Origin of the sequence: Hyalangium versicolor, assembly GCF_020103695.1 — a bacterium.
Lineage (GTDB): Bacteria > Myxococcota > Myxococcia > Myxococcales > Myxococcaceae > Hyalangium > Hyalangium versicolor.
The window spans coordinates 18,464-39,084 of record NZ_JAHXBF010000035.1 but is presented as its reverse complement, the minus strand read 5'-3'; the positions used below and the strand labels follow the sequence as shown (position 1 = coordinate 39,084).

Genomic DNA, 20,621 nt, shown 5'->3' with positions numbered 1-20,621 from the left:
CTTCAGGGGTTTCAGGCACTGACGGTCCTCCCAGGCAGACGTAGGGTACCTCTTGAAAGGGAGATCACACCATGAGTCTCGTCAGTGGAGCGAAGAGGACTGTTGGGAGCCAGGGGGTGCGTACGCTCGGGTCAGGGTGGATGGCCTCCGTGCTTGTCGTGTGGGTCGCGACGATCGCCGTTGCAGCCGTGCCTCACGCTCGAGGCATCTCCTTCTTCCCCGGGCTGCGGTTCGCGGTCGTGACGCCCGTGTGCGTGCTCGTCGCAGTGGTCGCGGCGTTCGCCTACCGCGCACTCGCCGGACGCTCGGGTCGGCCACGCCTGTTCCTGGGGGCGGGCATCTTCGGGCTCGCCCTGGTGATGTTGCTGGGAATGCTCTTCATGGGCCCTCCTGGCCTCGCCGCAGCGGGGTTCCCGGCCGCCATCGCCGTGGCTGCTGCCGTGGCCTGGATCGTCCCGCGCTGCGTCGAGCGGCCGCACCGTTCGCGCGTGGGCATGGCCGCGTTTGTGCTCTTTGGCGTGCTCGAAGCCGCGGGTGTCGTGGCGGCACTCGCGAGCGAACGCGTCGCGCATCCTGGCCCCTCGGGTCTCGCTTTCGAGATTCCGCGCACGATGTTCGACGCGGACCACCGGTTCGTCGATCTCCCCAGCGGGGCACGCGTCCACTACGTGGATGAGGGCCAGGGAGAGACGCTGCTCTTCCTGCACGGAAATCCCTCCTGGTCGTTTCAGTGGCGCGACCTCATTCATGGGCTCCGCGATTCGTACCGCTGCGTGGCGCTCGACTATCCCGGCTTCGGCCTGTCACAGGCGCCCGCCGGCTTCGGCTTCACCCCTCGCGAGGAGAGCCTCGTCCTCGAGGAGCTCGTCGATCGCCTCGGGCTTCGGGATGTGACGCTGGTCATGCAGGACTGGGGTGGGCCCATCGGGATGGGGCTCGCGCAACGCCGTCCGGAGCTCATCCGGCGGGTCATCCTGGGAAGCACCTGGGCCTGGAGAACGAGCACCAGCGAACCGCGCGGCAAGTGGTCGGTCATCGCCGGAGGCCCCATCGGTGAGTTCGTGCAGGTCAACTTCAACGGGATTGCCTCGTTCGCGTTGAAGGACAGCATCGTCCGCGAGCTACCCCCCGACGTGGCGGAGGTCTACCTGCACCCGTTCCGTCCGCTCGACCGTCGCGGCATCGCCGCCTTCTACCCGGGCCAGATCACCGCCGCGAGTGACTACTTCTCGGAGCTCGAAGCGGGCCTTCCCGCGCTCAAGGACAAGGAGGCGCTCATCTTCTGGGCACTCGGGGACCCTGGTGTTTCCCGGGGCGACCTGACGCGGTGGGAACAGACGTTTCCGAACCACAAGACGGTCGAGCTGCCCCATGCGAGCCACTTCTTCTTCGAGGACACCGCAGGTCAGTTGATCTCGGAGATCCGTGCGTTCGTGCCGTCAGCCCCGCGCGAAGAGGCGAGCACTCTCCGACAGCCACTCCCAACCAGTTGGGAGTAGCCACTCTCCTTGGATGGGGGTCCGGCCGGAATCCGCTGGCGGCTTGATGGTTTCCGACCTTCGAGCATTGGGTACCTCGAATTGCTGCTTAGCAAGGGGGTATGCCACCATTCTCGCCCATGCTCAAACGCGTGAACTGGAGGCGCCGCCTTTGTGTCCTGACCGCCTCTGCGGTTCTCGGGTGCTCGCCATCGAAGACTCTCGCTCCTGACCCGGAGGAGATCGATGCCGATATCGCGCGCCCTGAGCCTGGAGGGCCACTCCTGGGGAGCATTCCGGGGCCCATGCTCGGGCCCTTCGACACCTATTCGCAAGCGCTGTTCTCGGCTTGCAGGAAGATCTTCACGAAACCCCGTTCGAGCGCCGGGCGAAAACCCCCCGAAACCGCTCTCCGCGAGGAGCAGGAGGCGTTCCGTCTGCGCAGGCGAGTCGCAACTGAATATTGCGCCTGGATGTACTACACGCCAGACAATCAATACGCGATCAGTCTCCTGACTGATCAAGCAGATCCCGATCCCACGGGAACAACCAAGCGCTGTATTCCTCCCCCCTTCGTAGAGGATCGTCGTTACCCATCGGAGAGCATCCAATACATTGTCGTCCTCCACAATCACACGTTCGACACCGCAATCTCTACGAAGGATGTCCGCTTCATTGTAGACCAAGGGAATTTACATGGCTTTGAACCCAAGACGAAAGATCGCGATCGACGGCTCTCCGTTGTCGCGTTTTTCTCGAATGAGCACGAAAATCCCACATGTGACGGCTTCTATACATACACACCGTACACCGGCAAGATATTGAAGTGGACCCGAGATGGCAGGCAATGGACCTGTATGCAGACTCACGTCGTCAAGTGGCTCACCCGTGAGTCGCTAGATGCGCCCACGATCAAGGAAGAAACGGCTCCTTGCCCCACCATGGGGGGAGCTCTATGAGAAATCTGCCACTCCTGACCGCTCTTCTGCTTGTTACTTGTGCCCGGAGCCCAGTCTCTCCCCCGCCGAGGCAAGAATATGATGAATCCATCCGCTTCCCCAAGGCGCTCGTTTTTTCTGGCGGAGTGCGGCTTGGCCGGTCCAATGAGAAGCTAATCGTCGATGGCGCGATGATCCAAGCCATGATGATTGCCGCCCAGGATTTCATTCCCCCAAATTCTGGCACCTCTCGCTGTTTTTCCAAGCCAGGAGATTTTCTCTACGAGGGGATTCGCCAAGACAATATCATCTTTGTTCAAATCTCCCCGGATTACGTCACTTGCGAGAGCGGAACCGGGCCATTGGACTGGGCCGCCGTATACGCCATCAGCACCGATGGCCACATCCTCAGGCGTGCAGACCCCGAGGAACTCGATTGGGCTTCCTCTCCCTCGCTCCCGGATGCCGGCGAGAACGACGACGGTGGCTATAGCCGTAAATACGAACTCAGCGATCTTGATCGCATGAACACAGAACCCGTGGACGACCCACCCTTCTTTACGCGGCCAGAGTGGTTGGACAGCGAAAACAACCCCCGGCGCTTGTTGCGGAACAAGTTTCGCACCCTCGATGGAGGTATTCCGGATGGAGGTATTCCGGATGGCGGCGCTCCAACAGTTCCCTCCAGGTAACCACGAGCAACAAGACAAGCACTCCCCGACAGTGCTCGAAGCGTGCAGTCCATGTTGATGTTGGGGAAGAGGGTGCAACTTTCTAGCCTGACGGCAACTCTGGGCTGGCCGGCAGGGACGGTTGGGTGACCTTCGGAAGCCTCTACGTCAACTCCCTCTAATTGGGAGGCGCGGGAGACTGCGACGGGGCGGGGTATCCGCCAGCGGGCTCGGCCACTTTCACGGGCCCTCAATCCGTCAACCTGACGGCCAGTGGCTACTGCGGCGGCATCGGCACCACCAACAACCTGCTGCAGTTGAGCTGGCTTAACTGAGCCGCCGCTCGGGCCGGCCACCCGGCGTGAGGCTCACCCACGAGCCCCACGCCTGGGCACCCGCTCACTTCCCCGAGTCCGAGGCCACGCCGCCCGAGCCCAGCTCGACGATGCTCGCGGCGAACTCCCCCTCCACCTCGGCCTTGAAGGCGCCCGGCTCGCTCTTGGCGCGGAGCCGGCCGTGCGCCGTGCCACCCTCGGAGATGAGGGACACGGTGGCCTCCTGCAGCGCATACACCTCGGCCGGCCACGTGCGCGTCGCCCGCAGCACGTAGCCCTTGCAGCCGCGCAGATCTCCCGACTGGTCCAGGTCCGTGCGCTCGCAGGCCAACGCCAGCGAGTAAATGGCCAGGTTTGCGTTGCCGCCACCCGACGAGGCGCTGCGCACCGTACCGAGCAGCACCACGCCATTCCCGGGCACCAGGCTGCGTGCGGCCCGCATCAGCTTCTGCGGATCGCCGCGGTTGGAGCCCGTCTCCGCCGCCTTCAACAGCTCGGTGGGCTTCATGTAGCGAAGGCCGGCATCCCCGATCAGCGTCGCGTTCATGATGACGTCCTCGCGGATCCGCTCCTTGGGCTTGCTCTCGGCGGGAGTCTCGTAGAAGCGCAGCTCCACGGTCGGCAGGGTCCGAGCGGCACAGCCCGACAGACACACCGCCGCGACCGCGGCACTCCAGGCAAGTCGAACGTTCATTCGGTGTTCCTCCTCTCGAATCCTGGGCCTACCGGCTCGCTGAACCCGACTTGCCGCCCGGCGCCTGCTCCTCGGGCGCGAGGACGATCTCGATGCGGCGGTTCAGGCTCTTGCCCTGCGCGGTCCGGTTGGAGGCGATGGGGTGGTGCTCGCCATAGCCCACGGCGGAGAGCCGCTCGCCCGGCACGCCCTTGTCCTGGAGCAGCTTCACCACCTCGATGGCGCGCGTGGTGGACAGCTCCCAGTTGCTGGGGAATGAGCCCTTGGGATCCGTCGGCACGTCGTCCGTGTGGCCCTCCACGCGGATGAGCTTGCTGGAGGTGCCCTTGAGCGCATCGGCCACCTTCGCCAGCGCCGCCTGCCCCTCCGGGTTGATCTTCACGCTGCCGGAGGAGAACAGGATCTTGTCCTTCATCTGCACCACCATCCGGCCCTTGAGCTCGGACAGCTCGATCTTGCCGGACTTGATCTCGTCCTTGAGGCTCTTCGCGAGGGACTCGTACTCCTCAGACTTCTTCTCCAGCTCCGCGCGAGCCTTCTCCAGCTTGTCCTTGCTCTGGGCGAGCGACTCGTTGAGCGCGGAGAGCTCCGTCACCTTCTTCTTGAGCTCCTGGGCGCGGGCCTCGCTGGCGGCGGCGGCCTCATCCGACTTGGTGCGCTCCTTCTGCGCGGTCTCCAGGTCCGCCGAGAGCTGCGCCACCTTCGCCTCGAGCGACTTGGCCTTCTCCGACTCGTCTCCGTACTGCCGACGGTAGTTCTCCGCCTCGACGGCCTTGGCATCGAGCTGCGACTTCGGCACGCCACACCCCGCGAAAAGCCCCACCGTCACCAACGACACGAACAATCGCTTCATGTGTTCCTCCCAAGGGTGCCGACTCTTGGCAGAGACTCCATGTGCGCGAAAACGGCCCGGAGTGCGTCCTATGGCCGGAATGGCACAACAGGATCGCAGTCCTTCAACCTCGTTGTGCGACGAAGATCCTGGAAGCGTCCGAGGGCTGGGAGCATGCTGGGCGCAGGAGGGGTACACCGTGGAACTTCGAAGGCTCGGGCGGTCGGACATCCAGATCTCCGCGATTGGCCTGGGGTGCTGGCAGTTCTCCGAGGGCTTCGGACTGGTGGGGGGGTTCTGGAAGGCGCTGCCCCCCGAGACGGTCCGGGAGATCGTCGACGCGTCGCTGCGCGGCGGTATCAACTGGTTCGACACGGCCGAGGCCTACGGGCATGGCCGCTCGGAGAAGGCGCTGGCGGCGGCGCTGCAGCAGTTGGGCAAGAAGCCGGGAGAGGTCATCGTCGCCACGAAGTGGCTGCCACTGATGCGTGGCTCGTTGAGCATCACCGAGACGATCCGCGAGCGCCTCGAGTGCCTGAGTCCCTACGGCATCGACCTGCACCAGATCCATCAGCCGTACGCGCTGGCGACGGTGGAGGCGCAGGCCCACGCGATGGCGGATCTGGTCGAGGCGAAGAAGATCCGCACGGTGGGTGTGAGCAACTTCTCCGCGAAGCGGATGCGTGCGTTCCACGCGGCGTTGGCGAAGCGGGGCATTCCGCTCGTGTCGAACCAGATGCCCTACAACCTGCTGGACCGGAGGATCGAGTCCAACGGAGTGCTCGCGGCTGCCAAGGAGCTGGGCATCACGATCATCGCGTACTCACCGCTGGCGCAGGGTGTGCTCTCGGGCAAGTTCCACGATGACCCGAAGCTCATCCGCAAGAGCCCGGGTCCTCGCAAGTTCCTGCCGGCCTTCCGTCCTGCGGGGCTGGCGCGCACCCGCCCGCTGGTGGACGAGCTGCGGAAGATCGCCACGGCGTACGGCGTGACTGCTTCACAGGTGGCGCTCAACTGGCTGCTCCACTTCCACGGGGACACGGTGGTGGCCATCCCCGGCGCGAGCAAGAGGCATCACGCCGAGGAGAACGTCGGCGCCATGGGCTTCGCCCTCACACAGGACGAGCTGCGCCGCATCGACGAGCTGTCACGGCAGGTGCGCTAGCTGGGACAGAGCAGAGAGGCGCGGCAACATCTCCCGCCTCTCGCCCAAAGAAGGTGCTTCTCAGTTGACGCTCGGGTCCCGCTTCTGGCGTTCAATCCAGTCTCGGAAATAGAAGATGCTTGTGAACCAAGACTCGTGGCTTCCCTTGGCCTTGGTCCACCCCCCACTGATTCCGACGAGCCAGCGCCCCTCTGCAGTCTCGCGAAAGCAGGGGCCGCCGCTGTCGCCCGCTACGACGTGAACTCCGCCCATACTGAACCGGAACTCCTTGGTCTCGCGCGTCGTGATGACTTCCGTCACCAGATTTCTGCCGAAGCGCCGCACTCCAGGATCGGCGCCGTCTTGCACACTCGGCCCATACCCCACCAAAACCAACTGCTCATTGGGCTTCACCTCTACCTCAGGCATGTTCCCATCGGGATTGACACCCTCCATCGCCGACTCCAGCCGAATGACGGCGAGGTCCGCGAAGTGGCTCTTGACCTTCCCATCCTGGATCTCGGACCTGAAGCTCTCGTGCGCTATGACAGTGCCCCTGGAGAAGCCCGGCACGTCCACCCACACCCCATTCTCTTGCTGATAGCGATAAGCCCAGACAAGTGCCTTCTTCTCGCACTTCGCGTTCGTATAGACATTGACTCCGGCTCGGCTCTCGAAATCCATTGGCAGACAGAAACAATGCGCCGAGGAGAGCACAAGGCGCGGAGCAATGAGAACACCACTGCAATTGCCTGCGGGCGTCGATACGAAGACAGTTGACCGATAGCGGTTGGCATAATCATTCATGCCTTTCGCCACGGAGAAGTGAGTATCAGGAGTTGTGGCACATGCGCCCTCGAAGACTACGAGGGCGAGCAAGAGTGCCTTCCAAGAGTGGTTCCGATGAGCGAGCATAAACCTTCACCTGGGGTGCTTTGATGCAGGCGCCGTGCTGGAGCCCAAGCTTGCCGCGCGTTGGAGCTCGGCGTGTAGCCAATCCCTGAAGAAGTACGTACTTGTGAAGGCGAGTTCCTTATCAGAGCCAACGCTCGCGATTCCAACCAACCACCGATGGTTCGTGTCTTCCCGAAAGCATGGGCCGCCTGTATACCCATTGAAAACGAAGGCACCTTGCTGCTCATAAAGGAGCCTTCCGTCTGCGGTTCCATGAGGCTGGGTAACTTTGTTGTGCCTGAAGTAACGAACCCCGGGGACGCCAAGAAACCGCGGATCGTCTCCATAGCCCACCATGACGAGGGCTTCGTTATCCTGAACCTCGGTCTCAGAGAATGAAACCTGCGGCAGTTCATCCTTCACAGGCGAATCCAGGATGATGATGGCGAGATCAGCATGGGTGGTCAGCACGGCGCCTTGACCATCGCGTTCAAGCTTGAACTCAGGGTGGACTCGAACCTCACCCGTGAACCCTCGGAAGATCTTCTCAGACGATTCCTCCTCGAGTTCAGCGTACTTCACCTTGCCATAGCGAACCGTGCGAAGGAACGCACGCTCAGCACAGGCCGAAGGGCCCACGGGGCCCTTGTCAGGAACTCCATGCGCCGCGGACTGCCGCGGCGGGCACAAACAGCTGGCTGCTGTCAGCGCCACCCGTTGGCTCAGGAGAATGCCGCTGCAACTTGCATGAACCCGATCAGCATCTGCCGTGAGCATGACGGTGGATGCGTACCGGTTGCTGATGTCCATCGTCCCTGCCGACGACCCGCCACTGAATCTGCCGGCAATGGCGAGCACCCTGCCCCCCGACGGTCTACTCCTGTCGGTTGAATCCGCCTCGTGCGAAGAGCTTGGGGCCGGAACATGAGCTGCTGGAGCATCCGAGCTGCTCTGCTTGCATGCCCCTGCCAAGGACACTCCCAGTGCGCACACAAGGCTTACTCCGATGGGCGCCAGCGTACAGCGCACCTCAATCTCCCTCTGGGACACGGACCATTTGGAACCAGGATACTCTTCTCCATGGGGTCACCGCAGCACTCTCTTGACCTGGTTGACAGGGCTTCAGGGTTGCTGGCCCCGGATGAATTCGATGAAGGCACGCAGCGGCGCCGGCACCTGACGGCGGCTCGGGTAATACAGGTAGTAGCCCGGAAACTTCGGAGCCCACTCAGCCAGCACGCGCTGAAGCTGGCCTGCCTCGAGCCAGGGCCGCGCGTGCTCCTCGAACACATAGGCGATCCCCATCCCATCGAGCGCCGCTCGCATGAGGAGCTCTGAGTCGTTGACGATCAGCGGCCCCTCGACGGCCACCTCGAACTCCTTGCCTCTCTTCACGAACTCCCAGCGATAGAGGCTCCCTTCCGCGGTCCAACGCCAGTTGAGGCACTGGTGCGCGTGCAGTTCCTTCGGCGTCCTGGGCACTCCATATCGAGCGAAGTATTCGGGCGAGCCGACCGCCGCCATCTCCTGGTCTCTGCCGAGCCTCACCGCCACCATGTCCTTCGCCAGGCTCTCGCCCAGCCGGACGCCCGCGTCGAAGCCTCCGGCGACGATGTCCGCCATCGCGTCCTCCACCTGCACCTCCACGATGATGTCCGGATAGGCGGCGTGGAAGGAGCTGAGCAGGGGCCCCAGGAACTGCACGGCGGCGAGCCGGGGAGCGTTGATGCGCAGGCTCCCGGAGGGCGTGTCTCGCATCTCCAGGACCTCGGCGACGGCTCCATCGAGATCCGAGATCGCCGGGACGATCCGCGCCAGCAACCGCTCCCCGGCCTTGCTGAGCGCCACGCTGCGAGTCGTCCGGTTCAGCAGGCGAGCCCCAAGCCGCTCCTCGAGCTGGCGGATCGTCTGGCTGAGCGCCGACGGTGAGACACGCAGATGGGCCGCGGCTCGGGAGAAGCTCTTGTGCTCGGCGACGGCCGCAAAGGCGGTGAGCTCGGCGAACTCGCTCCCTCGCATTCTGTACCTCCTGCTTCAAAGCCCATTCAGATTATGCCTCATGATCTAAAAAGCCGTGCCTCCCATTCTTCCCCCCGTCGAGCGGCCACCTGGCGTGGCTGCCTTCGGGAGGACGTCATGAGTGCGAAGCTTTCCCTGGATACCTACCGCCTGCTGGGCCGCTCGGGCCTGCGCGTGTCGCCCCTGTCGCTCGGGACGATGACCTTCGGCTCCGACTGGGGCTGGGGCGCGAACGAAGCGGACTCGCGCCGCCAGTTCGATGCCTACGTGGACCGTGGCGGCAACTTCATCGACACGGCCAGCAACTACACCAACGGCACCTCGGAGCAACTCGTCGGGAAATTCTCGGCCGAGAAGCGCGAGCGGCTGGTGCTGGCCACCAAGTACACGATGTCCCGGCGTCCGGATGATCCGAACGCGGGCGGCAACCACCGCAAGAGCATGGTCCGCTCGGTGGAGCAGAGCCTGGTGCGGCTGAAGACAGACTACATCGACCTGCTCTACCTCCACGTCTGGGACGAGCTGACCCCGGTGGAGGAGGTGCTCCGGGCGATGGACGATCTGGTCCGCTCCGGCAAGGTGCTCTACCTGGGAATCTCGGACACGCCGGCCTGGCAGATCTCCCGCATGCAGACGATCGCGGACCTGCGCGGCTGGGCGCCATTGGTCGCGCTGCAGATCGAATACAGCCTCCTGGAGCGCACGGTGGAGCGAGAACTGATCCCCATGGCCAAGGAATTGGGCCTGGGAGTCCTGCCCTGGTCACCGCTGGCGGGCGGAGTGCTGACGGGCAAGTACTCGAAGACGGATCTCGGCGGGCCCACCAACGGAGCCAGCGTCACGGGCTCGCGGAAGACGATCACCCTGGCCAAGGGCTCACTGTCCGAGCGCGGGCTGGCCATCGCCGAGGCCGTGAAGGAAGTCGCGGCCCGGATCGAGCGCACGCCCGCGCAGGTGGCCATCGCCTGGACGCTGCAGAACCCCACCGTCGTGGCGCCCATCATCGGCGCGCGGACATTCGAGCAGCTCGAGGACAACCTGAAGGCGCTCGAAGTCGAGTTCCCCGCCGACGCGCTCGCGAAGCTCCAGGAGGCCAGCGCGATCGAGCTGGGCTTCCCGCACGACTTCCTCCAACTGCCGACGCTGCGCGGAGGAGTCTTCGGCAACGTGAAGATCTCACCGCGCCGGTAAGGCAGCCTCCAGCCTCTGCCCGGGTCCACCCAAGGATTCCTCACCGGTGCATGGCGAGGAAGTTCCGGACCTGGGCGGTGTGGTAGTGGACGAGGAAGGTGTTGATGATGGGCAGGACGCGCTCCACCATCGCCGCCGCCTCCTTGGGAGGGAGCCGGCCGGTGAGTCGATCGCTCAGGAGCTGAGCCTCGCCCACGAAGAGCTTCGACATGGCCTTGGAGTAGAGCAGCAGATCATCCACCTGGAAGCCAAGCTCCTCGGTGAAGCCGGCCTCCTTCAGTTGGCTCCACAGCTCCACGATGAACGTGTCATCGCGCGCCAGCACCGTGCGCCCGCCCTGCTTGCTCGTGGCCAGGATGCCCAGTTCGACCATGCGCTCCAGGTCCGAGCCGCGAACGCCCGTCTCCTCGAGCAGCTCGTCCGCGCCCACGGTGTCGGGCAGGCGCTCGGTGCCGAGCGTGGGCCCCAGGCGCTGGCGGATCTCGGTGATGAGCTCACGCTGCTTGGGGGTGAAGCGCTCCTCGCTCTCGCCCAGCATGGCGCGGATGGCGCGCAGCGGCAGGAAGCGCTCCTCCTGGAGCTGGCGGATGAGGCTCAACCGCTTCAGGTGCTGCTCGCTGTAGAAGGCCATGTTGCGGCCCGTCTTCTGTCCCTCCGGCAGCAGGCCCTGCTGGATGTAGAAGTGCACGACTTGCCGCGACAGGCCCGCGCGCTCGCACAGATCCTTCATCCGATAGGGGAAGGCGGAGCGATCCACCGCCACCTTGCCTCGCTGCTCAACGCCCCGTTTCCGGCGCCGCTCGCCACCACCACTCATGTCGCGAGAGTACGGCATGGCTGGGTCCCCGGCCAGAGGGGCGGATGCGGCCCTCCCTCCCTCCTTCCTCAGCGCTTCATGGCGCGGCCCCCAAACATCTGGGAGCGCCGCCTCCGGGCCCCCGCGATAAGGAACCGCTGGTAGAAGACGGGCAGCACCCGCTGCATGAGATCGATGAAGACCGCGTCGATGCCGATGAGCTGGCGCCTGCGGTTCTTGAGGATGGCCGCGAGAATGTCCTCGGCCGCGTCCTCGGGCGGGGTGGAGAAGAGCTTCTCGACGTTCGCGGCGGACTGCTCATCCACCCAGCCAGGCCGGATGCGGGTGCGGGAACTGCGAGCGATGTTGGTCTTGATGCCGCCCGGGAAGACACACGTGACGCCGATCGCGTTGTTCTCGACCTCCATCTCCTGGCGCAGCGCATCGGTGAAGCCCTTCACCGCGAACTTCGCGGCGTTGTAGGCCCCCTGCGTGGGCACGCTGATGAGCCCGAACACGCTGGAGACGTTGACGATGTGGCCCTCCCCCGCCGCCTGGATGTGCGGGAGGAAGGCCTTGGTGCCGTGCACCACGCCCCAGAAGTTGATGTTCATGAGCCACTCGAAGTCCTCGTACCGGGTGTCTTCGATGGTGGCGCCCAGGGCGACGCCCGCGTTGTTGATGATGATGTGGACGGCGCCCAATTCCCGCGCCACCTCGTCAGCCCAGGTGTGCACCGCGGCCCGCTGCGCCACATCCACCCGAGTCGCGCGCACCTGGACGCCATGGGCCCGGCACGCCTCCGCCGTCTCCGCGAGCCCCTTCTCGTTCACATCGGAGAGGGCCACATGGCACCCGCGCCGAGCGAGCAGCACCGCCATCGCTCGACCGATACCCGAGGCGGCTCCCGTGACCGCTGCGACCTTTCCCTGGACCGTTTTCATGCGCGGCTCCGCTCTTCGTTACCTCGTCTCCATGAATCCTCATGACAAGGATGACCCATCCCGACACGCACTCGCAGTGCGTTCCGCGTAGAGGCGAGGGCACAGGCGGGCGCTGGGGACAAGAAATCTCCGTGAAAATTCCACTCGGGGCCCGGTGTTTGGGTCACCCGACCGTGCTGACACGTCACTGGCAGACCCTGACGTGTCACATCCCGCGCTGACACAGCCATCCGCCTCGGGCGCCTCCACGGGCTCAGAGGGAAACCCGGAGACAGAGCCTTCCCCTGCCCTGGCACACCCCCTGCAAATCGGGTCCGCACAAGACGGGTGCTCCCCCCACGAGCGCTCTCACCTGAGACCTGCCACCCCATGCCCCTGGGCGCACCGCGAGCGCACGCGCCGCGATCCAGCGCACCCCTCCACCCTCAAGAAGAGTGTCGATTATCCGACGAGGCAACCCCCGATGGCTGCGGCCCAAGCGAAGCAACCGTTTCAACTCCCCGACTTCTATATCCCCTGGCCTGCACGGCTGAACGCCAACCTGGAAGGGGCTCGGACGCACTCCAAGGCGTGGGCTCGGGAGATGGGGATCCTGGACTCGAAGGACGGGACGCCGGAGATCTGGACCGAGAAGAAGTTCGACGCGATGGACTACGCGCTGCTCTGCTCGTACACGCACCCCGAGGCGCCGGGCCCAGAGCTGGACCTGATCACCGACTGGTACGTCTGGGTCTTCTACTTCGACGATCACTTCCTGGATCTCTACAAGGTCACGAAGGATCAGGTGGGCGCGAAGAAGTATCTGGACCGGCTGCCGCTGTTCATGCCGGTCGATCTCTCCCCCACGCCCGAGCCCACCAATCCGGTGGAGCGAGGCCTGATCGATCTGTGGAACCGCACGGTGCCCAGCAAGTCCATCGAGTGGCGGCGCCGGTTCTTCCAGAGCACCAAGGCCCTGCTCGAGGAGTCGACATGGGAGCTCTCGAACATCACCGAGAGCCGCGTCTCGAACCCCATCGAGTACATCGAGATGCGCCGCAAGGTGGGTGGCGCGCCCTGGTCGGCGGACCTGGTGGAGCACGCCGTCTTCGTCGAGGTGCCGGACCGGATCGCCGCCTCCAGGCCCATGCTGGTCCTCAAGGACACGTTCTCGGACGCGGTGCACCTGCGCAACGATTTGTTCTCCTACGAGCGGGAGATCCTGCACGAGGGAGAGCTCTCCAACTGCGTCCTGGTGATCGAGAAGTTCCTGGACGTCGACACGCAGCGCGCGGCCAATCTCACCAATGACATCCTGACGTCGCGACTCCACCAGTTCGAGAACACCGCGCTGGCGGAGCTGCCTCCCCTCTTCGAGGAGTTCGCGCTCGATCCGGTCGAGCGGGCGAGCGTCCTCACCTATATCCGAGGGCTCCAGGACTGGCAGTCCGGCGGCCATGAGTGGCACATGCGGTCGAGCCGCTACATGAACCGCGACGCGGGAGGCTCCGGGGGTGGGTGGACGCTCCCGCTGGGCCCCACGGGCCTGGGCGCCTCGTCGGCGCGGCTGCACCTGTCCCCCGACGCACTGGGGCTGAAGCGGTTCAAGAGCTTCACGCACGTGCCCTTCCTGCACGTGGGCCCGGTGAAGCAGCCCAAGTTCTACATGCCGTACACCACGACGCAGAGTCCCCACCTGGATTCCGCGCGGAAGAACTCCAAGGCGTGGGCCCGCCAGATGGGGATGCTGGATGTGCTGCCGGGCGTTCCCGGCGGCTACATCTGGGACGACCACCGGTTCGACGTGGCGGACGTGGCGCTCTGCGGCGCGCTCATCAACCCGGGGGCCACAGGCCCCGAGCTCGACCTGACGGCGTCCTGGCTCGTCTGGGGAACGTACGCCGACGACTACTTCCCGATGCTCTACGGGAACTCGCGCAACATGGCGGGCGCGAAGCTGTTCAACGCCCGGCTGTCGGCCTTCATGCCGGACGATCCCTCCACGCTCTCCGAGGTCCCCACCAACCCGGTGGAGCGCGGACTGGCGGATCTCTGGGCGCGCACGGCGGGCGGCTTGTCCACGAACGCGCGGAACCTGTTCCGCAAGGCCATCCAGGACATGACGGAGAGCTGGCTCTGGGAGCTGGCCAACCTGATGCAGAACCGCATCCCGGATCCGGTCGACTACGTGGAGATGCGCCGGAAGACGTTCGGCTCGGATCTCACCATGAGCCTGTCCCGCCTGGCCCACGGCGACGCCATTCCCGCCGAGATCTTCCACACCCGGCCGGTGCGCGGGCTGGAGAACTCGGCCGCCGATTACGCGTGCCTGACCAACGACATCTTCTCCTACCAGAAGGAGATCGAGTTCGAGGGTGAGCTGAACAATGGAGTGCTCGTCGTCCAGCGCTTCCTGGACCTGGACAAGCAGGGGGCCGTCGAGGTCGTCAACAACTTGATGGCCGCGCGCATGCAGCAGTTCGAGCACATCGTCGCCAAGGAGCTGCCCGTCCTCGTCGAGGACTACAAGCTGGACTCGCAGGCGCGAGAGAAGCTGAACAAGTACGTCGAGAAGCTGCAGCAGTGGATGGCGGGCGTGCTCCGGTGGCACCAGGCGGTGGATCGCTACAAGGAATTCGAGCTGCTCAACTCTCGGAAGCCCGAGCGGCTGATTGGCAAACCCACGGGGCGGGGCACCTCGGCGGCGCGCATCGCGGCGCTGTTCGGGGCCCACAGGCCTGGGTGAGATGTCCGTGAAAAGTGTCGTGTTCTTTCTTCCTGTCTTCTTCCTGAAGGGAAACGGTGAGTCGTGGCAAATCCAGTGAATCCGAGCGGTGATGCAGAGAAGCAGCAGATGAGCCTTGGGACGGCGGCGGCGCGCCAGCTGGCGACGACGACCAAGACCGTTCCGCAGATGCAGGGAATCTCCTCGCGGTGGCTGCTGAAGCTACTGCCGTGGGTGCAGGTGTCCGGCGGCATCTATCGCGTCAACCGCCGGCTGACCTACTCCGTGGGCGACGGCCGCGTCACCTTCACCAACACCGGTGCGAAGGTGCAGGTCATTCCCCAGGAGCTCTGCGAGCTGCCGCTGCTGCGCGGCTATGACGATGTGGAGGTGCTCACCGCCCTGGCCAACCGCTTCGAGCAGAAGGAGCTCAAGGCGGGCGAGATCATCACCGAGAAGGGCAAGGAGGCGGACTCGATCTGCCTGATCGCCCACGGCAAGGTGAACAAGATCGGCGCGGGCAAGTACGGCGATCAGACGGTGCTCGAGGTGCTCGCGGACGGCGACCACTACAGCTACGAGGCGCTGCTGGAGTCGCAGGACTACTGGCAGTTCACGGTGAAGACCGTCACGCCCGCCACGGTGTTGATCCTGAAGCAGGACGCGTTCGAGGCGGTGGTGGCCCAGTCCCCCTCGCTCCAGAAGCACCTGGCGAACTTCCGGGCCCTGTCGAAGAAGAAGCAGGACAGCACGGGCCAGGCGGCCATCGAGCTGGCCGCGGGCCATTCGGGCGAGCCGGTGCTGCCGGGCACCTACGTGGACTACGAGACGTCTCCGCGCGAGTACGAGCTGAGCGTGGCGCAGACAGTGCTGCAGATCCACTCGCGCGTGGCGGACCTGTTCAACGAGCCGATGAACCAGACCGAGCAGCAGTTGCGTCTGACCGTCGAGGCGTTGAAGGAGCGCAAGGAGCACGAGCTCATCAACAACCGCGACTTCGGCCTGCTGCACAACGCGGACCTCAAGCAGCGCATCCACACCCGGAGCGGTCCGCCGACGCCGGATGACATGGACGAGCTGCTGGCGACGGTGTGGAAGGATCCGACGTTCTTCCTGGCGCACCCGCGCACCATCGCGGCGTTCGGGCAGGAGTGCAGCCGCCGCGGCATCTACCCCACCAGCGTGGACGTGGGCGGCAACATGGTGCCCGCGTGGCGCGGCATCCCCATCTTCCCGTGCAACAAGATCCCCATCAGCGACACCCGGACGAGCTCCATCCTGCTGATGCGCGCGGGCGAGAAGAACCAGGGCGTCGTCGGCCTGCACCACGCCGGCATCCCGGACGAGATCGAGCCCAGCCTGTCCGTGCGTTTCATGGGCATCAACGAGAAGGCGATCATCAACTACCTGGTCACCACGTACTTCTCCGCGGCGGTGCTCATCCCTGACGCGCTCGGCGTGCTCGAGAGCGTGGAGATCGGCCGCTACTAGGCACGGACGGTCCGCCCGCGGACCGGACCCGCACAAAGGCTCAGCACATGGCGAACATCGTGACAACAGGCGGTGGTGGAGATCTCGAGAGTCAGCATTCGAGCCTGGCTACGGCCGCGGCTCGCAAGCTGGCGACGACGACCAAGACCGTCCCGCAGATGCAGGGAATCACCCCCCGGTGGCTGCTGCACATCCTGCCCTGGGTCGAGGTGAAGGGTGGCGTGTACCGCGTCAACCGCCGCCTCACCTATACCGCGGAGGACGACCGCCTCAACTTCAGCAACATTGGGGCGAAGGTGCAGGTGGTTCCCCAGGAACTCTCGAAGCTGCCGCTGCTGCGCGGCTTCGAGGACGACGGCTCGGTGCTCGCTCCGCTGGCCGGCCGCTTCGTCCAGAGGGAGTTCAAGGCGGGCGAGTCCATCGTCGAGGCCGGACAGTCCGCTGAGCACATCTTCCTGATTGCTCACGGCAAGGCCAACAAGCTGGGCGCGGGCAAGTACGGCGATCCGGTCATCCTCGATGTGCTCGCCGATGGCGATCACTTTGGGGACCAGGCGGTGGTCGAGTCGAACGATCGCTGGGCGTTCACGGTGAAGGCCATCACTCCGTGCACGGTGATGGCCCTGCCGCAGCAGGTGTTCGAGGGGCAGATCCAGCAGTCCCCCGCGCTGCGCGCCCACGTGGAGAAGTTCAAGGAGCGGCTGAAGAAGCCGCAGGACAAGATGGGGCAGGCGGCCATCCAGTTGGCGGCCGGCCACTCGGGAGAGCCGTCCCTGCAGGGGACGTTCGTCGACTACGAGCTGACGCCTCGTGAGTACGAGCTGAGCGTGGCCCAGACCGTGCTCAACGTTCACACCCGCGTGGCGGATGTGTTCAGCGACCCGATGAACCAGACCGAGCAGCAGTTGCGGCTGACCGTCGAGGCGCTGCGCGAGCGGCAGGAGTACGAGCTGGTCAACAACCGGGACTTCGGGTTGCTGCACAACGCGGACCTCAAGCAGCGCATCCACGCTCGCAGCGGGCCGCCCACTCCGGACGATCTGGACGAGCTGATCAGCCGGCGCAGGAAGTCCCGGTACCTGCTGGCGCACCCGCGTACCATCGCGGCGTTCGGACAGGAGTGCACCCGCCGGGGCATCTACCCGACGGTGGTCGAGGTGGAGGGGAAGAAGTTCATGGGCTGGCGCGGCGTGCCGATCCTGCCCTGCGACAAGATCCCCATCACCGAGTCGCGCACGAGTTCCATCATCGTCCTGAGGACGGGAGAGGACGATCAGGGTGTCGTCGGCCTGCGTCAAACCGGCCTTGCGGATGAGATCGAGCCCGGGCTGTCCGCGCGGCGCATGGACATCAGCGACAAGGCGATTACCTCCTACCTGGTTAGCACCTACTTCTCCGCGGCCATCCTGATCCCCGATGCTCTCGGTGTGCTCGAGAACGTCGAGCTCGGGCGCTAGCCCTCACCCGGAGAGGTCCTCATGAAGAAGCTCGTGTTCCTGTTCGCAGTCGTCGCCGGTACCGCCTTCGCTTCCCAGCCTCCCAAGGCCAAGGACCCGGCGGCTCAGCAGTCCAAGGCGAAGTCCGCTGGCGAGGCGAAGAACCCGCCAGAGGGCAAGAGCGCCGAGGACAAGGGCAAGGGCAAGGGCGCTGAGGACAAGGGCAAGGGCAAGGGCAAGGGACAGAGCAGCGAGGACAGGGAGGTCGAGGAGTAGAACCGGCACGCGGGGACATCCCCGCGTTACGGGTTGTGACGCTGCCGCCGCGGCTTGACGCTCTGCCAGGCCAGCTGCGGCAGCGTGGCGCGCATCCACTTCGGATCGAGCTCGGCCCCCGCGAGGAAACGGCGGCACGCCTCGTGGCTGGGGCCGAGCAGCACCACGTCGAACACCAGCGGAGACCAGGGGGGCAGCTTCCCCTCGGAGATGAAGCGGCTCAGGTGGAGGACGACGGGCGTGAGCAGCTCGGCCTTCCTGGCCTGCAGGGCGTGGATGGCCTTCGCGTCCGCGCCGAACTCGATCGCCGTGGCCTGGTACATGAAGCGCCCCTCGTCCGGATGGCCGAGGATCCATTCGAGATGGCCATCGACGAGCGCCTCCACGGCTTCTTCCGCCGTGGCCGTGGCGGTCACCCTCTCAGCCAGGTGCGCGAAGAGACGCTCGAAGGTCCGCGTCAGCAGCGCGAGGATGAGGCCAGGGAGCCCATCGAACAGGTGGTAGACGCTGGAAGGGCTCGCTCCCGCTTCGCGCCGGATCTCCTCGATGCCGGTGCCGAGCACGCCTCTGCGTACGAAGCACTTCAGCGCGGCGTCCAGGAGTGCGTCGCGGCGCTTCAGGCCGTCACGTCGGGCGGGCTCCATCCTCGGCGTACCCTAGTGCGGCACGGTTCTGGGGTCGAATTGGAATAAACTTCCAATTCCGAGGCCGGGCTGTCAGGCTCGGGGGATGGCTGATTTGATCCTCACGGGTGCCTCGCGCGGTATCGGCCACGCGCTGGCGCTGGCTCTCGCCGAGCAGCGGGGCGATCGGCTCGTCCTCGTGGCCCGGGACCAAGCGCGCCTCGAGGCTCTGGTCACCGCTGTCGAGCAGAAGGGCGGCCGTGCCATCGCGGTTCCCGGGGATCTGTCCTCGCTGTCAGAGGCACGAGCCCTTGGACAGCGGCTGGCCGAGGTGGTCTCTCCGGGTTCGACGCTCGTTCACAACGCGGGATTGTGGCCAGCGAAGCGAGTGCTCACCGCGGAGGGGTTCGAGGCGGCCTTCGTCATCAACCACCTGGCGCCGCTCGTGATGCAGCGGCCGTTGCTCGAGGCCCAGCGCCTGCGCCGCATCATGGCGGTGAATGCCGGGCTGATCATCAAGGGGCGGTTCGACGCGGTGCGTACTCCGACCGGTGAGGACTTCTCGGGGATCCGGACCTACTGCACCACGAAGCTCTGCTTCGCCGTGGCCATGCGAGACATCGCCGCGGCCTGGCCAGCTCTCGACGTGGTGGTCCTCCACCCGGGCGTGGTGCGCACGGACCTGGGAGCGCGGACGGGTCCACTTGGGTGGCTCTTGTCGTTGGTGAAGCGCGGCTGGGAGGCGCCCGAGGTGTGCGCGTCCCGGCTCGCGAGGATCCTCGCCCGTGAGCGCTGGTCTCCCTCGGGGGAGGCCCGCTGGCTGATCGAGGAGACCGAGCAACCGTGGCCGGCCGTCGCAGAGGACGAGGCCACACGGCGCGCCATCCGGGAGACCACGGCCCGACTCCTCGCCAACGTGTGATGCCGCGCGGACCGGGAGTCCCCGGGACGCAGTTCAACCCTTCTGTGCTCTGTGAACCGGGGCAGGCGCCCTGTCGGCGGCGAGCTGGCGAAACCTGTCCACCAAGCATACAGGTTCGCCAGAACCGCGCCGGACGGGAGCCTGGGGTATGGCGCGGCATGGCGCCTCCCACGGCTCAGGGCACTTCGCGCCCAGAGGAAGCGCTCCACACCGCGAACCACTCCTGTGTGTCCAGCTTCAGTGAGAGGGCCTTCGCGGCGGAGGTGATGCGCTCCAGCCGCTGGGTGCCCAACACAGGGATGATGGTCGACGGGTGCCGCAGCAGCCACGCATAGATGACCTGATCGAGGTCCACTCCATGCTGGCGGCCTAGTTCGGACAGCACGGCGCGCACCCGGCCCTCTGCCCCACCCTCGCCCTTCAACAACCGGCCGCCTGCCAGGGGGGACCAGGCCATGGGGAGAATCCGCCGCTGCAGACACTGATCGAGCGTCCCATCCAGGAAGGGCTCCAGGCGGAGCGGATGGAGTTCCACCTGGTTCGTCACCAGAGGCTGATCGAGCCGGCTGGAGAGGGCATCGAACTGCGAGGGAGTGAAGTTGGAGACGCCCAGGTAGCGCACCTTGCCCTGAGCGATGAGCTGGCGGATGGCCTCGGCCACCTCATCGGGGTCCAGCAGAGGACTGGGCCGGTGGAGGAGCAGCACATCGATGTAATCCGTAGCCAGGTTGCGCAGTGACCGTTCCACGGAGGCGACGATGTGCTGGCGCGAGTAATCGTAGTGCTTGATGCGATTCTGGGGCCGGGCGGGGTCCACCAGCATGATTCCGCACTTGGTGACCAGCTCCATCCGCTGACGAAGGCTGGGGTTGGCGCGCAACGCGGCACCAAAGGCCTCTTCGCAGCGGTACCCGCCGTAGATGTCGGCGTGGTCGAACGTGGTGATGCCACAGTCCAGACAGGTCTGGATCTGCGCCAGCACGCGTTGGACATCGGCCTGCTGGCCATCGTTGAACAGCCGCCAGACGCCATAGGCCAGCCGGGATACCTCGGGGCCACCGGGCGCCATCTTCACGCGCATGGGAAGACTCATGGCGCCCACCCTAGCCTGCGTGAGCCCAGGTGTCCGCTCAGAACGAAGGGAAACTCGACCTCCGCTATACTCACGCACGCTGTTCCCGGGGACGCTGAGAGCATGGTCTCGACAAACAGTTCCGGGTCGCGCGCACCGCA

General features: G+C 65.3%; 19 protein-coding genes. 10 read left to right on the top strand and 9 right to left on the bottom strand.

Going from position 1 to position 20,621, the window contains the following annotated elements; all coding sequences use genetic code 11:
• Positions 1–149: 149 nt before the first annotated feature.
• From KY501_RS45815 to KY501_RS45805, 3 genes are all read left to right on the top strand, one after another.
• A complete protein-coding gene (locus KY501_RS45815; protein WP_224371173.1) occupies positions 150–1,499 on the top strand; it encodes an alpha/beta fold hydrolase in 1,350 nt (449 codons plus the stop codon).
• Positions 1,500–1,783: 284 nt separating this feature from the next.
• On the top strand, positions 1,784–2,437 hold the full coding sequence (locus tag KY501_RS45810) for a hypothetical protein (RefSeq protein WP_224371171.1): 654 nt from the start codon (positions 1,784–1,786) through the stop codon (positions 2,435–2,437).
• A gap of 170 nt (positions 2,438–2,607) precedes the next feature.
• Positions 2,608–3,108, top strand: coding sequence for a hypothetical protein (locus tag KY501_RS45805; RefSeq protein ID WP_224371169.1), 501 nt, complete (start codon positions 2,608–2,610; stop codon positions 3,106–3,108).
• A 378-nt stretch (positions 3,109–3,486) separates the two neighbouring features.
• Here KY501_RS45805 and KY501_RS45800 read toward each other — a convergent pair whose 3' ends face one another.
• Together KY501_RS45800 and KY501_RS45795 are read right to left on the bottom strand one after the other, a co-directional pair.
• Entirely contained in the window at positions 3,487–4,116 is a 630-nt protein-coding gene (locus KY501_RS45800; protein WP_224371167.1) for a hypothetical protein, read from the bottom strand.
• Positions 4,117–4,144: 28 nt separating this feature from the next.
• Positions 4,145–4,969 carry an OmpA/MotB family protein gene (locus KY501_RS45795; RefSeq protein WP_224371165.1) on the bottom strand — a complete coding sequence of 275 codons (825 nt, stop codon included), beginning with the start codon at positions 4,967–4,969 and terminating at the stop codon, positions 4,145–4,147.
• Between the two features lie 178 nt (positions 4,970–5,147).
• Here KY501_RS45795 and KY501_RS45790 point away from each other — a divergent pair, with 178 nt between their 5' ends.
• Positions 5,148–6,113, top strand: a complete 966-nt coding sequence (locus tag KY501_RS45790) for an aldo/keto reductase (RefSeq protein WP_224371163.1) — start codon at positions 5,148–5,150, stop codon at positions 6,111–6,113.
• Positions 6,114–6,173: 60 nt separating this feature from the next.
• On the opposite strand, the gene KY501_RS45785 is transcribed toward KY501_RS45790, so the two are convergent.
• The 3 genes from KY501_RS45785 to KY501_RS45775 all read right to left on the bottom strand — a co-directional run bounded on the left by KY501_RS45785 (position 6,174) and on the right by KY501_RS45775 (position 9,005).
• A complete protein-coding gene (locus tag KY501_RS45785) occupies positions 6,174–6,971 on the bottom strand; it encodes a trypsin-like serine protease (protein WP_224371161.1) in 798 nt (265 codons plus the stop codon).
• Between the two features lie 42 nt (positions 6,972–7,013).
• Positions 7,014–7,796 (bottom strand): trypsin-like peptidase domain-containing protein, encoded by a 783-nt coding sequence (locus KY501_RS45780; RefSeq protein WP_224371159.1) that lies wholly within the window; start codon positions 7,794–7,796, stop codon positions 7,014–7,016.
• Positions 7,797–8,108: 312 nt separating this feature from the next.
• Complete coding sequence (locus KY501_RS45775; protein WP_224371157.1) at positions 8,109–9,005, bottom strand: LysR family transcriptional regulator; 897 nt, start codon at positions 9,003–9,005, stop codon at positions 8,109–8,111.
• A 117-nt stretch (positions 9,006–9,122) separates the two neighbouring features.
• Here KY501_RS45775 and KY501_RS45770 point away from each other — a divergent pair, with 117 nt between their 5' ends.
• Positions 9,123–10,196, top strand: a complete 1,074-nt coding sequence (locus KY501_RS45770) for an aldo/keto reductase (RefSeq protein WP_224371155.1) — start codon at positions 9,123–9,125, stop codon at positions 10,194–10,196.
• Between the two features lie 40 nt (positions 10,197–10,236).
• Here KY501_RS45770 and KY501_RS45765 read toward each other — a convergent pair whose 3' ends face one another.
• Positions 10,237–11,031: a MerR family transcriptional regulator gene (locus KY501_RS45765; protein WP_224371153.1), complete on the bottom strand. Its 795-nt coding sequence runs from the start codon at positions 11,029–11,031 to the stop codon at positions 10,237–10,239.
• Positions 11,032–11,081: 50 nt separating this feature from the next.
• Positions 11,082–11,936 carry an SDR family NAD(P)-dependent oxidoreductase gene (locus tag KY501_RS45760; RefSeq protein ID WP_224371151.1) on the bottom strand — a complete coding sequence of 285 codons (855 nt, stop codon included), beginning with the start codon at positions 11,934–11,936 and terminating at the stop codon, positions 11,082–11,084.
• 463 nt (positions 11,937–12,399) lie between these two features.
• Here KY501_RS45760 and KY501_RS45755 point away from each other — a divergent pair, with 463 nt between their 5' ends.
• The 4 genes from KY501_RS45755 (at position 12,400) to KY501_RS45740 (ending at position 17,843) form a co-directional block, all read left to right on the top strand.
• A complete protein-coding gene (locus tag KY501_RS45755) occupies positions 12,400–14,661 on the top strand; it encodes a family 2 encapsulin nanocompartment cargo protein terpene cyclase (RefSeq protein ID WP_224371149.1) in 2,262 nt (753 codons plus the stop codon).
• 108 nt (positions 14,662–14,769) lie between these two features.
• Entirely contained in the window at positions 14,770–16,131 is a 1,362-nt protein-coding gene (locus tag KY501_RS45750) for a family 2B encapsulin nanocompartment shell protein (protein ID WP_255637380.1), read from the top strand.
• A gap of 47 nt (positions 16,132–16,178) precedes the next feature.
• A complete protein-coding gene (locus KY501_RS45745; protein WP_224371146.1) occupies positions 16,179–17,588 on the top strand; it encodes a family 2B encapsulin nanocompartment shell protein in 1,410 nt (469 codons plus the stop codon).
• A 21-nt stretch (positions 17,589–17,609) separates the two neighbouring features.
• Entirely contained in the window at positions 17,610–17,843 is a 234-nt protein-coding gene (locus tag KY501_RS45740) for a hypothetical protein (RefSeq protein ID WP_224371144.1), read from the top strand.
• A 26-nt stretch (positions 17,844–17,869) separates the two neighbouring features.
• On the opposite strand, the gene KY501_RS45735 is transcribed toward KY501_RS45740, so the two are convergent.
• A complete protein-coding gene (locus KY501_RS45735; protein ID WP_224371142.1) occupies positions 17,870–18,487 on the bottom strand; it encodes a TetR/AcrR family transcriptional regulator in 618 nt (205 codons plus the stop codon).
• A gap of 85 nt (positions 18,488–18,572) precedes the next feature.
• On the opposite strand from KY501_RS45735, the gene KY501_RS45730 reads away from it, so the two are divergent.
• Positions 18,573–19,388 (top strand): SDR family NAD(P)-dependent oxidoreductase, encoded by an 816-nt coding sequence (locus KY501_RS45730; RefSeq protein WP_224371140.1) that lies wholly within the window; start codon positions 18,573–18,575, stop codon positions 19,386–19,388.
• 175 nt (positions 19,389–19,563) lie between these two features.
• On the opposite strand, the gene KY501_RS45725 is transcribed toward KY501_RS45730, so the two are convergent.
• Positions 19,564–20,481 carry an aldo/keto reductase gene (locus KY501_RS45725; protein WP_224371138.1) on the bottom strand — a complete coding sequence of 306 codons (918 nt, stop codon included), beginning with the start codon at positions 20,479–20,481 and terminating at the stop codon, positions 19,564–19,566.
• Positions 20,482–20,621: the final 140 nt, after the last annotated feature.

Coding starts and splice junctions, on each gene's coding strand:
- KY501_RS45810 (WP_224371171.1), top strand. CDS start 1,784: ATGCTCGGGCCCTTCGACACCTATTCGCAAGCGCTGTTCTCGGCTTGC.
- KY501_RS45805 (WP_224371169.1), top strand. CDS start 2,608: ATGATCCAAGCCATGATGATTGCCGCCCAGGATTTCATTCCCCCAAAT.
- KY501_RS45800 (WP_224371167.1), bottom strand. CDS start 4,116: ATGAACGTTCGACTTGCCTGGAGTGCCGCGGTCGCGGCGGTGTGTCTG.
- KY501_RS45795 (WP_224371165.1), bottom strand. CDS start 4,969: ATGAAGCGATTGTTCGTGTCGTTGGTGACGGTGGGGCTTTTCGCGGGG.
- KY501_RS45780 (WP_224371159.1), bottom strand. CDS start 7,796: ATGGACATCAGCAACCGGTACGCATCCACCGTCATGCTCACGGCAGAT.
- KY501_RS45775 (WP_224371157.1), bottom strand. CDS start 9,005: ATGCGAGGGAGCGAGTTCGCCGAGCTCACCGCCTTTGCGGCCGTCGCC.
- KY501_RS45770 (WP_224371155.1), top strand. CDS start 9,123: ATGAGTGCGAAGCTTTCCCTGGATACCTACCGCCTGCTGGGCCGCTCG.
- KY501_RS45765 (WP_224371153.1), bottom strand. CDS start 11,031: ATGCCGTACTCTCGCGACATGAGTGGTGGTGGCGAGCGGCGCCGGAAA.
- KY501_RS45760 (WP_224371151.1), bottom strand. CDS start 11,936: ATGAAAACGGTCCAGGGAAAGGTCGCAGCGGTCACGGGAGCCGCCTCG.
- KY501_RS45755 (WP_224371149.1), top strand. CDS start 12,400: ATGGCTGCGGCCCAAGCGAAGCAACCGTTTCAACTCCCCGACTTCTAT.
- KY501_RS45750 (WP_255637380.1), top strand. CDS start 14,770: ATGAGCCTTGGGACGGCGGCGGCGCGCCAGCTGGCGACGACGACCAAG.
- KY501_RS45745 (WP_224371146.1), top strand. CDS start 16,179: ATGGCGAACATCGTGACAACAGGCGGTGGTGGAGATCTCGAGAGTCAG.
- KY501_RS45740 (WP_224371144.1), top strand. CDS start 17,610: ATGAAGAAGCTCGTGTTCCTGTTCGCAGTCGTCGCCGGTACCGCCTTC.
- KY501_RS45735 (WP_224371142.1), bottom strand. CDS start 18,487: ATGGAGCCCGCCCGACGTGACGGCCTGAAGCGCCGCGACGCACTCCTG.
- KY501_RS45730 (WP_224371140.1), top strand. CDS start 18,573: ATGGCTGATTTGATCCTCACGGGTGCCTCGCGCGGTATCGGCCACGCG.
- KY501_RS45725 (WP_224371138.1), bottom strand. CDS start 20,481: ATGAGTCTTCCCATGCGCGTGAAGATGGCGCCCGGTGGCCCCGAGGTA.